This is a genomic window from Nocardia halotolerans (assembly GCF_042650145.1).
Taxonomy (GTDB): Bacteria; Actinomycetota; Actinomycetes; order Mycobacteriales; family Mycobacteriaceae; genus Nocardia; species Nocardia halotolerans.
The window spans coordinates 45993-57464 of record NZ_JBHSDL010000008.1; the positions used below are offsets into that span (position 1 = coordinate 45993).

Consider the following 11472-nt stretch of genomic DNA (forward strand, 5'->3'; position numbering starts at 1 on the left):
GATCAGGTCAGGACGAGCGCCTGGGCGATGAGTGTGCTGTACAGGGCCAGGATGAAAAGGACCGCGGGCACCACCGGGTAGTCCTGCTCGTCCGAGCGTAGGAACTTCCAAGCACCGGCTGCGGGAATCAGCAACAGCGCCAACGGGATCCAGCCGATCCAGGCGGCGGAACCGCTGTGGTCCCATGGCCGCACCACCAGTACTTCGCACACCACCGCCACGATCGCGAGCAGCAGCGAGAGGGCCGCGGCGGCGTTCGCTCCCAGCGCGTTCGAGTACAGCAGCTCCCCTGGCCGGTAGCTCCGTGACGTCTTGCGCGCGAACTCGAACTGCAAGAACGCACCCGCGAACACCACCACTGTCGCCGCGACCCGCCGGCTCGACCCGACCTCTCCGGTATCCATGGCCGACAGCACCACATAGCCGGTCACGAGCAGCTGAACCGGATACGTCACAACGAGATTCAGCAAGATGTTCGTGCGCACGGTCGCCGACAGCCGCTCCAATCCCCACAGCAGCAGCCCGTATACGAGCACAGCGGCGATCATGACCGCCGAGGTCACCGACAGCGCCAGGCTGCCGATGATCGCACCGACCGCGACAACGCCCATGGCGCTGCGCAACTCGACCGCACTGATCGCCCCGGTGACCAGGGGACGATCGGGATTGTGCACGCGGTCGTACTGCAGGTCCTTCTGCTCGTCGACCATACGGAGATAGAGCAATACGACCGCCACGACAGCGATACGCGCGACTGTCGCACCGGTCGGATGCCACGCTGTCTCCGGTGGTGAGACAAGCGCTGCCGTGCCTTCCAGAGCCAGCACCCACAGCACCCCGTAGAGCAGGTAGTGCGGTTTGTACATCACCCGGGTGAACCGCACGATCCGCCCGATGGATGCGACAGGGTTCGGGCGGACCGGGGTTTCGGCGACTCCGGTCACGACTGCCTCTTCGGCATCGGCCCGTCCCACCCATCCCACCCGGTGACCTCGGCCGCCGGCGTGCGCCGCGGCGCGGGTTTGTGCGCACCCGGCAGCAGGTGCGCCACCGGCAACAGCGCCACCTGAGTGGCTTCGCCGGGAATGCCGAGCAGCTCGGCGACTTCACGCTCATATACCAGATGCGCGGTGGTCATGGTGGATCCGAGGCCGCGTTCGTGCAGGGCCAGCATGAAGTTCCACACCGCCGGATAGATCGACCCGTAGAAGCTGGCCGATCGCAGCGCGGAGGGCTCGGCCGGCGGGCGGCCGAGGGCGCAGACCACCACCAGTGCGGGGACTTCGTGCAGATGCTCGGCCAGATACCGGCCGGAGGCCAGGTCCGCGAGCTGATCCGGTCGCGGCGTGCGGGCGGACAGATAGGCGCCGAAGCCTCGTCGGTAGTAGTCGGCGAGCTGCCGTTTCAGCTCCGGATCCTGCACCACCACGAAGCGCCACGGCTGGCGGTTGGTGCCGCTGGGGGCGTGCACCGCAATGTCCAAGCAATCGAGCAGATCCGCGCGCGAGACCTCGCGGTGCAGATCCAAGCGCCGTCGGAAGGCCCGCGTGGTGGTCAGGAGCTCGACACCCATCAACGGTCGGCCTCGGCGCCGCCGGCGAATTCGAGATCGATGCGAGCCGCCACCGCGCCCTGCTGCCTGATCTCACATCGCACCACGGTCGAATCGACGCCCGGGTCCGCGATCTCGGCGACACATTCCGCAGGCTGATCCAGCTCGACGAAGCAATCGAAAGTACTTGTCACACTGATCAGTCTGCGCAGTTCGGGTTGCAGCGCGGCCAGCGCGGTCTGCCTGCACGCTTCGATGAGCAGATTGCCGGGAATGTGGTCGAGTTCGTGGTCGAACAGAATCGGATGCGAGGTATCGGCAACCAGCGCCGCGCGGGTGCTGCCGCCGCTGGAAGCCGGCGGTCCGATCACCACATTGCGCGAGTTCTCCCGGCCGACGAGAGCCGCGGGCGCGCGCTCACCCACCGGTGCGGCGCTGTGAAAAGCGCCTAGCCCCAGCTGTTTCCGAAAACCGGTCCGAATTCCCGCCCATTGGCTCGGCGACACCCAGGAGAACGATCCGTCCACGGTCGTCAGAGGCACACCAGCGCAACTGATATCTAGCACCAGGTCCAGACCCTGTAGGTCATCGCCCCGATAGTGCGTGCGCAGTGCCCGCACCTGCATGACCAGATCCGCCGGTGTGGTGCCGATATCCCAGGCGGTGGTGTCGGGCCCGGTGCCGTTGAAGGTGCGGACCAGGAACGCCCGATCGGTGGGGACGCCATAGAACTCGTGGGTCACCGCGAGTGAGGCCTGCCGGGCCGCCTCCATGACGAGCACCAGATCGTGGCGCAGGCTCAGTACACCTGTGTGATCGCCGTAATGCGCGTGCATGCGCGGCAATTGCGCGCCGACCACGAAGGTGTCGGGCGCGACCGCGTCCAGGGAGGTCACGAATACCTCGGCGACCGCCTGCCGGTGTGCGAGGGCCCGCGCGACGGTGCGGACGTGCGTGGCCGTCACGGCTCGGGTGTGCGTCACGGTCGTGCCTCCAACCAATCGTTGACGCTGACCGGCCGCAAAGTTTGTGCCTGCGACCCGACGCGCATGGGGAAAACGTAGGACCCGAGCACGATGACCGACCAGGCATCCAGGTCCCGGCCTGCCGTCCACGCCGCTTCCAGCAGCTCGGCGCAGTCCGCGTCGGAGTCCGGCTCCGGCGTCTCGAGCTCACCGCACACGCGGGTGAGCGCTTCCGCGCGGTCGAAACCGCGCGCTGGGGCGGCGGCATAGAGCTCGTGTGCGAGCGCCGTGGCCGTCGCCGTCTGGTCCGTACCCGTGAGCGCCTGGGTGAGCACCTGCGACCTCGTCCGCTCATCGAAGTAGATGGCGAGTTCGCGCAGTACATCGGCGGGATCGTCCGGCGAATGTACGAGATTGAGCAGGTAACTGTGCCGGCCGAGCAGATACCGCAGCTCGCCCGGCTGCCGCTTGCGTGGATCGGTCGCCCCCTTGGCCGCGGTGAGCCGGACCGAAACCGGTGGTTCCGTGGCCGGGCTGTGGACGACCAGCAGCAGCACATCGGAAATGCCCACCAGCAGATCGGCCAGGCGGCGACGTTGCGGCGAGGCGATATTCCAGGCGAAGTACCACAGGGCGCGGGCCAGGTGCCGGTCCACCGCTAGGCGCCGCGCGGCGACCACGCGGAAACCGTTCTCGTCCAGCCATTGCAGGGTGGGTTCGATGGCGCGGGCGACTATCGCGTCGGGTTTGAGCAGCAGCAGCGAATGCTCCTTGGCGAAGGTCGCCGCATCCGTCCCCATTCGCTCGAGCTGCTCGACGGTCTCGAGCAGATAGGTGTCCGCGACGTAGGCGTCGACTTTCGGCTCGGACGGGGTCAGCTGCGAGAGCAGTTCGCGGATCGGATCGGCCGTCATGCTCGACCGCCGATCTCGGTGCGCGCCAGCATTTCCGCGATCGACACCAGCGGCACCCCCAGATAGCCCGACTCCAAGCAATAGTCCAGTAGCACGCGCAGATAGTCCTTCCCGGTGGCCGGCGCGGGCCGGCCGAGAACCGAATCGGCCGCGGCGGTGTCGAACATCGTGCGGCGCTTGAAATAGCTGGTGTAGAGCGAGCCGATGCGCAGGTAGTACTCGCGTTCGATGGCATCGAGCTCGGCGGCGCGGAAGGTGGTTTCCGGGACGAAGGTGGCCACCGCGAAGGACGGGTACTCCGCGAGCACATCGGAGACCTCACGCAGGGAGAGTGTGTCCCGGCCGAGGGCGTGCAGGGTGCGGCCATCGACGTTGTCGAAATCCAGTGCGGCAGTGGCGATCACGTCGGCCACATGATCGACCGGCGCGAGTGACAGCGTCGCATCGTATCGGCCGGGCAGGGTGCGCAGCTTGCCTTCGACCATGAGCTTGACGACGGTGTAGAGGTTCTTGTACTCGCGGATCACACCGGTCGTGCTGTCTCCGGTGACGATGCCCGGCCGCACGATCGCCCAGCGCAGACCCCGGCCGCCCGCGGCACGAACCAGCGACTCGGCGCGGAACTTGCTCTCCTCGTAGCCGTTTCCGAATGCGTGACCGGCGGGTAGTTCTTCCTCGGCAACAGTGCCGCCGCGCATGCCACAGACGTAGGCGGTGCTCACGTGCACGAGCGGCACGCCCCATTCGAGGGCCAGGTCGATGGCGTTGGCCGTGCCGCGCACATTCAGTTCTTCGTAGGCGGTGTCGGTGGCGTCGAAGGCGGTGGTCGCCGCGGAGTGCACGATCATCCCTACGCGTTCGGAAAGCTCGGCTCTGTCGTGCGGCAGAATTCCGAAGCCCGGTGTGCGGATATCACCCGCGACCCGAAGTTCAACCTCGGCAGCCGAGCCGTCGTTGCGGACTATCGACGAATTGCTGTGCAGTACCGCGGCCACAGGACGACCGGCGGCATTGCACCGAGCCACCACCTCCGCGCCGACCAGGCCGCTGGCACCGGTGACCAGCACCAGGTCGCGCGCACTCATGCCGACACCGTTCGGGCCACCAGCTCGATGACCTGGTCCACCCGCAGCACGCCGACAAGTTCCTCTGGCCGGTATCGAGGCAACTCGAAGGTGCGTTCCAGCACCACGGTGAGCTCCATGAGACGCAATGAGTCGTAGCCGAGATCCTCGATGAGTCTTTGGGTATCGGCCAGTTCCGCGGGCGGCTGCGGCGCCATGGCGGCGACGATATCGCGAATGCGGGCGGCGGGATCGGTGCTCATGAGTGCTCGCTTTCGCGGAGATGGGGTTGCTGTCCGCCGCTGGCGAGCAGGTCGCGCATTTCGTCCAGGGGAAGTTCGGTTTTCAGGTAGCCCGCTATGCGTAGCCAGTCGTATCCGATGGCGAGCGTGCGCTGCCACTGCTCACGGGAATCGAACGAGGCGGGGAAACCGTTAACAGAGTCCGGTTCTCCGGCAACACGACGTGCCAGGGTGACGAAGTCGTCCAGGACGGCGAGGCCTTCGAGGGGGTCGGCGCCGGTGGCAATGAGCATCGAAAACCGCACTCGCCGTGCTGCTTCCAACCTGGCGAGCAGTTCCTCGCGGTGCAAGGCCTGCGTGGGCAGCAGTCGACGTACGGTTTCGAAGGGGGCGACATCCGCGGACAGCGGCTGGATACCGAACGCGGACAGCACCACCCGCACGCACATGGCGGTGAGACGGTGTCCCGCGATATCGGCGACCGCACCCTGGGCGCTCTTGATGGCTCCGACGAGGTCTTCGCGGGCGTTCTCCAGCACCACGTTGGAGAACACCAGGTTCAGCCCGCATTCGGTGAATCTGGTGGCGGAAAGCGGTACGAGGCAGGCGATTGCGTTTTCCGATGCCGCGCCGGTCAGGCCGAGCGCGGGCGCGGCCGCGCTCGGGACCGGGGTATAGGGCTGCACCGGTTTACACATGGCCAGTGCGGGCTCGATGACTTCGCCGCCGCGCCACTGCAATCCGACCAGACCGAGCCGGACGAATTCGGCCAGCGATCCACCGATGTCGTCACGCGCGCGGCCCAGCACATCGCGCACGGAATGCCGGAACACCACCGAACGCCAGGCGACGGCGGCATCCTCGGAGAGGGCGAAGACCTCGTTGTCCGCGCGCAGCACGTGCACGCGGTTGCCGATGGACCACGTCGTGACCTGCGGCCTGCGCGCGAAGACGATGCGGTGCGGGTCGTCGACGATTTCGGTGATGCCGAGCGCGGTCGCCAGGGCCAGCAGCTGTTCCCAGTGCGTCCGCTCGCAACGATCGGCCGATTCGGTCAGTGCCCGGTACCGGTCGATCAGCGCATGGGAACCGATGCGATCGAGCTGCGTGGGCAACCACTTGGTCTCGATATAGGTCTCGCCGTGGCGCGCTGCCCAGCTCTTCATGGCCTGGAGCAGACCGTCTGCGGCCCATTCGTCGGCCTCAGCGCGGGCCCCGAAGGCGCGTAGGGCGACGGCGAAGCGCAGGGCCTGGGTGGCGCGGGCGGCCCACCAGCCGGCGGTCACCGCGCTGAAATCGGGGTAGGCGATGATCGAGCGCAGTGCATCGAGATCGACCGTTCCGGCCCGCAGCACCGTCGCCCGCAGGAACCGCTGGCAGCGGTTGAGCAGATCCTCACTCGGCTCGGCCGCGACCTGCTCGAGTTGCCGCCGCAGTTGCGCCGCCGATCGGGTGCGCACCTCCACCCGACGGCCGTCGAGAAACAGCACCGTCGGCAGTGTCGGCAGTTCTTCGGCACCCGGGGCGATGACGAGGAAGTCGATATCGGAGCCCTCATTGCCGAATCCCTCGGCGAGCGAGCCTTCGAAGAGCACGGCCGCATCGGCGGGCACCGCCACGGCGTCGAGCGCGGCGTCGAGCAGCCTTCGTACCCGCTCTTCGGGCAGTCCGGGCTGGGCAGTCCCCCCGGTGGGTGCCGCCTCGGCATCGTGCACAACCGCACCGTCGAGCGCGCCATCGCGCAGCAGCTGCCACATGTGGCGGCGACGCGGCTTGCCACTCGACGTGCGCCGAATGAGGCCACGTGGACCCGTGACGATGTTGACGGTATGCGCGGGTCCGAGTTGACCACGGATGATCTTGCGGGCCTCGGTGATCCAGTCACCGGCGGCCGTCTCGGCGAACAGCGCGATACCCCGCTCCCCCGCATCGCTGATGCCGACCGCGGCGAGCTTGCCCTTGGTGATTCCGGTGTCCTGTGCGACCCGGGATTCGATGTCCTCCATGAACACCGACCGTCCGCGCACCTTCAGGCTCGAACCCATCCGGCCGAGGACGAACACCTCATCGCGATAACGGAATCCGGCGTCTCCGGTGAACAGCTTGCCATCGCTGATGTCAGTGGAAGAGCCCGCGCCGGAGGGACTCGAGTAGCCCAGCGCCACCGAACCACCGGTCACCACCATCTCACCGAGTACGCCGTCGGGGAGTTCGCGGCCCTCGTCGTCGACCACGGTGACCGTCGATTCGGGGGTGGAGTATCCGAGGCCGGTGATCCAGCCCGCGCCCTCGATCCGGCGGGTGTCATCGATCCGCGCTTCTTCCAGCACTGGAACCGGCCGGCCGAAACGAAGATTCGGGTTGTCGATGCGCAGTGCGGTGATCGGCCGCCGGGTGGGCGAGGAGGTCACCATGAGCGTCGCCTCGGCGAGGCCGTAGGCCAGTGTGTAGGAGCCCATGGAAAAGCCTCGGGGGCCGGTGAGATTCGCGAACGACACCAGGTCCGAGACCTCGACCGGTTCGGAACCGATCGCCAGGGTCCGCCAGCCGGACAGGTCCAGATCCGCGATCTCCTCGGGCCGAACCCGGTGCGCCACGTAGCCGAGCGCGAAGGACGGCGAAAGCGAGTGCTCGGCGTGCGTCATGGCCCGCAGCCAGCGGGCAGGGTCGCGCACGAATTGGTCGGGACGCATGAGGTAGAGCCCGCCCTGATTGGTCACCGTGGTGAGGAACGCGCCGACCAGGCCCATATCGTGGTAGAGCGGCAGCCACGACACCATGACTTCACCCGGCCGCCATTGCAGTAGGCGGGTGATCATGGCGATATTGTTGGTGAGGTTTCCCCAGCTCACCCGCACGCCACGGGGCGTCCCGGTCGATCCGGAGGTGAACTGCAGCAGCGCGACCTCGTCCGGTGCGCCGAATTCTCTTATCTCTCCGGCTGGTTCGAGAGTCGCGGTATCGATCACCAGCACGACCTCGCCGTAACCCGCACGGTCCGCGGCCTGACGCACGAAGGTTTCGAACTCCGGCGAAGTCACCACCAGGCGTGGTGTGGCCTGCTCCAGGATGGCCGCGATATGGGCGACGATCTGTTCGAGATCGCCGAACATGGGCGGAGCCACCGGGGTGAAGACGCCACCGCAGGCCCACACCGCGTAAAAAGCGGCGAAGCAGGGGAATCCGGTCGGCATGATGACACACGCCCCGTCACCGCCGCCGAGTCCGTGCGTGCGCATGAGCGCCGCGATCGACCAGGTTTGTTCGGCCAGTTCACGGTAACTGCGGTACTCCCAGCCGTCAGCTTCATCGGCCAGGTAGATGCCGCTCGTTTCCGCCGGGTGGGCGAGCCAACCCCGGACAGCCGCACAATCTTCAGACACCTTCATCGGCCCGATCTCCTTCGGCGAGCACGGTGACCGTGCCGTTGACCCCGTCCACGCGAATGCGCATTCCCGTACGCAATCGAGTCGCGGCGTTCTTGACCTGGACCACGGTGGGCACCCCCAGTTCGCGCGCCACAATGGCCACATGGGTGAGCGGGCTGCCCCGCTCGATGACCAGCGCGGTAGCCGACGGCAGGGCTGCCACCCAGCCGGGATCGGTGCGATAGGCGACCAGAATGCCACCCGCCACATCGCGCGGTTCGTCGACGACAACCGCCGAGCCCTCGACTACGCCTGCGGCAGAGGGTGTCCCGGTGAGCACCGTGCCCACCGTCGCGGCCGCGGTGGTGGTGATGGGCACCCACCCCTGTCCCGCCAGCTCCGCACGGCCCAGTCGCGGACCGACGGTGCGGAATCGAGCGGGTGCGACGAGTGCGGAGTCTTTGGCCCGCAGTGTTTTTCGACCCGCAACGAGCACACGTAGATCCGCGGTGTCCCGACCCTCGTAGCAGCCGCGCAGTTCGTCGTTGGTCAGGTAGAACACGTCCGCGAATTCATCGAGCACCCCGCGTGTCACCAGATCGCGGCCCATGACGCGGATCATGCGTTTGATCATTCCGAAGGCGCGGGTCCGGCAGAAGCGCAGTCGCTCGCGGTGTGCGGCACAGCGGGAAGCCTTGGTACGCAGTCGTTCGTAGAGGCGGCGGCGCAGGCCGCGCAGGTTCGCGTCCAAATAGGCGTCGGCCTCCACCGAGCGGCTCGCGGTGGCGGCATCACCGACGCGACTCGAGGCACTGCGCAGCATGACGAACAGGCTCGCCGGATCCTCGCGCAGATCCGGGGTCTCCAGCTTCAGCTCATCGAGACTGCGGTATCCGTAGCGCTCGATGTAGTCGTCCACCCGGGCGAGGAAGTCTTCCCGGCCGGCCTGTTGCAACTCGATGTAGATGTGTTCCGGTGCGGTGGAATTGACGAGTTCGGTCAGCTCCGGTTTCGCGCGCACCAACCGTGCCAGTTCGGTCATGGCGCGGGCCGGCTCGGCCGATTCGACATCAGCTCCTGGGCCCACCACCGCGTAGAGGAACCACTCCGGTGCCTTGGGCAGGAACAGCTTGGTGAGCAGATAGGTGAACCCGGTGAGGGTGAGCAGAATCGCGTCCAGGACCATGAGCGGGCCCCAGCGCTCGACCAGGTCCTTGTCGACCTTGCGGTAGGCCTCGTACGCCTGCGGACCGGTCAGCGTGGCGTAGTCCAGGGCATCGTATTCGTCGTAGACCCGGTAGAACTCGTCGCTGAAACGTTCGACCATGCCATCGATGCCGATGAGCCGCTGTACGTACGTCACCGTGGTCAGCGTGCGCGAGCGCAGCCGGGCGCTACGACTCCGGAATACGAACGGGCGCAATGTTTTTGCTATGTCCTCTTCGAGGGGCTCGTCCACCCCGAGCGCAGCTTCGAGGACCTTGCGGTTGAGCGGATAGCCGGGCGCGATGCCGACCATGCGATACCAGTGCAGCAGGTTGTAGTAGACGTGTCCGTGAAAAGTGCCCAGCAGCACCGAGGTCCACGCATCGGTCTGGCGCAATTGTTCTTCGGGCACCCGCAGTGATCGTGCGTAGCCCCGGTAGACACGGCCGTAGATGTCGGCCGCGGTGGTGTAGGTCAGCGGGGAGGTGACGCCGTTGAAGCTCTCGATGATGTTGGAGTTGTCCCATATTCGCAGCTCACCGGCCGGGATGGTCTCCCCCGCACCACGCAGTTCGACCGTGCGCCCAGGAGCGGGCGGTGCTTCGAGGGTGGTGATCGAGCGGGACTGCAACACCCAGATGCCGGTGTCGTCGATCGCCCACTCGATGTCCTGCGGTGCATCCCAGTGTGTTTCGAGCTTGCGCCCGACCTCGGTCAGTGCGGCGACCTCGGTATCGTCGAGTACGGCGACACCGCGTTGTTCGGCGTCTACCTCGACCATCTCCCAGCCCTGTTCCCCCACGGGTTCGAAGCGACGGTCCTTGTCGCCCAGCACAATCTCGAGCACGGCGCCGTCGGCCTTGTCGACGGTCACCGAATCAGCGTCGACCGCGCCCGATACCAGGCCCTCCCCCAGCCCGTACACCGCGCTGATCACCACTTCGTCTCGCGCGCCCGTGGTGGGGTTCGCGGTGAACACCACCCCGCTCGCACGCGGGGTGATCAGCCGCTGCAACACCACCGCCGGCCCGGCGGCGCGGGGCAGCTCGCGCGCGAAGGCATAGCGAATCGCCCGCTCGGAGAAGGCCGACACCCAGCAATCACGCACACGCGCGGCGATCGCCTCGACCCCGTGCACATTCAAGAAGGTATCGAACTGTCCCGCATACGAATGTTCCGCACCGTCTTCGGCCTGCACCGACGACCGCACCGCGACAGGGCCGGCGCCGAGCCGCTCGCTCGCCTGCGCGACCAGCTGCCGCACCGCGTCGGGTAGGGGCGCGGCCAGCAGTGCGGCACGCAATTCGGCTCCGCTGATCACCGCCTGCTCCAGATCGGTGAGCGCGGCGAACTTCGTTATCGCACCGTCCAACCCTGCCGCACACACGAACGTGGCGAACACATCGCTACCGAGCGCCACCCACTGCGGAACCCGCACCCCACTGCTGTGTAACCCGTGGAGCCCACGGGCCTTCCCGCCCGCGAGCTCATCGATCACTACCGAATCTGACCACGGACCAAGCACCTGCACTATGGCTCTCCCACCACTCCCGGTCCGCGAACCGAGCACCGCGATGGTTCGGCCGGGAGGCAAACAAGATCAAAGGACACTCTCTGATTAGTGCATATTTCAGAGGTACGCCAGCCCACAGTTTTTGGGTTTGCGCCGACTTGGTTATCGTGATTTCGATACGGCCATGCCTGACTACGACCCCATAGCGCTTTCCGTCGCACGCATTGTCGACGGGTCCACGTCGAGGCTGATTTCCAGCCCCACCGCCCGTCCGCCGTACTGCCGGCGGCTGCCGAGCAGCGTGGTGAGCACGAACACACGGAACTTGTTGCCGTATTTCGTGGTCATCGCCCGCTTCGCGGTACGCATCTCGTGCGCGGGCAGCACACGCGCCGAGCCCGACTGCCACGGACCGGTCGGGGTGCCGTCGAAGGTCGACGCCGCGATCTCCACCCGAGGGTTGCGCCGGATCCGATCGACCTTCCACGAGCGCGCAGGTGTATACCCGTACCAGCGGCCACCCGCAGGTGCCAGCCACACAGGCGTCGTCCGCGCCGAACCGTCTCGTCGGAACGTACGCAGCGCAAAGAACTGGTCACCATTGGGATCGTCGCGAAACGCCATACCCGCAGTATCCCAAACTTCGCC

General features: G+C 66.8%; 9 protein-coding genes. All 9 read right to left on the reverse strand.

Annotated features, from left to right (window positions below; translation table 11 throughout):
- Nucleotides 1–2: 2 nt before the first annotated feature.
- Nucleotides 3–944 carry a hypothetical protein gene (locus ACFO5K_RS08835; RefSeq protein ID WP_378558754.1) on the reverse strand — a complete coding sequence of 314 codons (942 nt, stop codon included), beginning with the start codon at nt 942–944 and terminating at the stop codon, nt 3–5.
- Nucleotides 941–1573 (reverse strand): nitroreductase family protein, encoded by a 633-nt coding sequence (locus tag ACFO5K_RS08840; RefSeq protein ID WP_378558758.1) that lies wholly within the window; start codon nt 1571–1573, stop codon nt 941–943. The genes ACFO5K_RS08835 and ACFO5K_RS08840 overlap by 4 nt, the downstream gene beginning before the upstream one ends.
- The gene (locus tag ACFO5K_RS08845; RefSeq protein ID WP_378558762.1) at nt 1573–2535 is read right to left on the reverse strand and encodes a ScbA/BarX family gamma-butyrolactone biosynthesis protein; all 963 of its coding nucleotides are present in this window, start codon (nt 2533–2535) and stop codon (nt 1573–1575) included. The genes ACFO5K_RS08840 and ACFO5K_RS08845 overlap by 1 nt, the downstream gene beginning before the upstream one ends.
- Nucleotides 2532–3431: a nucleoside-diphosphate kinase gene (locus ACFO5K_RS08850; protein ID WP_378558766.1), complete on the reverse strand. Its 900-nt coding sequence runs from the start codon at nt 3429–3431 to the stop codon at nt 2532–2534. The genes ACFO5K_RS08845 and ACFO5K_RS08850 overlap by 4 nt, the downstream gene beginning before the upstream one ends.
- Nucleotides 3428–4516 (reverse strand): SDR family oxidoreductase, encoded by a 1089-nt coding sequence (locus ACFO5K_RS08855; RefSeq protein WP_378558769.1) that lies wholly within the window; start codon nt 4514–4516, stop codon nt 3428–3430. Before ACFO5K_RS08855 ends, ACFO5K_RS08850 begins: the two co-directional genes overlap by 4 nt.
- The gene (locus tag ACFO5K_RS08860) at nt 4513–4758 is read right to left on the reverse strand and encodes an acyl carrier protein (protein ID WP_378558772.1); all 246 of its coding nucleotides are present in this window, start codon (nt 4756–4758) and stop codon (nt 4513–4515) included. The genes ACFO5K_RS08855 and ACFO5K_RS08860 overlap by 4 nt, the downstream gene beginning before the upstream one ends.
- Nucleotides 4755–8126 (reverse strand): AMP-binding protein, encoded by a 3372-nt coding sequence (locus ACFO5K_RS08865; RefSeq protein ID WP_378558775.1) that lies wholly within the window; start codon nt 8124–8126, stop codon nt 4755–4757. Before ACFO5K_RS08865 ends, ACFO5K_RS08860 begins: the two co-directional genes overlap by 4 nt.
- Entirely contained in the window at nt 8113–10809 is a 2697-nt protein-coding gene (locus tag ACFO5K_RS08870) for a phosphoenolpyruvate synthase (RefSeq protein ID WP_378558780.1), read from the reverse strand. The genes ACFO5K_RS08865 and ACFO5K_RS08870 overlap by 14 nt, the downstream gene beginning before the upstream one ends.
- Nucleotides 10810–11016: 207 nt before the next feature.
- Nucleotides 11017–11448, reverse strand: coding sequence for a PPOX class F420-dependent oxidoreductase (locus tag ACFO5K_RS08875; RefSeq protein ID WP_378558784.1), 432 nt, complete (start codon nt 11446–11448; stop codon nt 11017–11019).
- Nucleotides 11449–11472: the final 24 nt, after the last annotated feature.

What these genes read in the sequence shown, in the direction of transcription:
- ACFO5K_RS08850 (WP_378558766.1), bottom strand. Translation starts at nt 3,431, where the DNA reads ATGACGGCCGATCCGATCCGCGAACTGCTCTCGCAGCTGACCCCGTCC.
- ACFO5K_RS08855 (WP_378558769.1), bottom strand. Translation starts at nt 4,516, where the DNA reads ATGAGTGCGCGCGACCTGGTGCTGGTCACCGGTGCCAGCGGCCTGGTC.
- ACFO5K_RS08865 (WP_378558775.1), bottom strand. Translation starts at nt 8,126, where the DNA reads ATGAAGGTGTCTGAAGATTGTGCGGCTGTCCGGGGTTGGCTCGCCCAC.
- ACFO5K_RS08875 (WP_378558784.1), bottom strand. Translation starts at nt 11,448, where the DNA reads ATGGCGTTTCGCGACGATCCCAATGGTGACCAGTTCTTTGCGCTGCGT.
- ACFO5K_RS08840 (WP_378558758.1), bottom strand. Translation starts at nt 1,573, where the DNA reads ATGGGTGTCGAGCTCCTGACCACCACGCGGGCCTTCCGACGGCGCTTG.
- ACFO5K_RS08860 (WP_378558772.1), bottom strand. Translation starts at nt 4,758, where the DNA reads ATGAGCACCGATCCCGCCGCCCGCATTCGCGATATCGTCGCCGCCATG.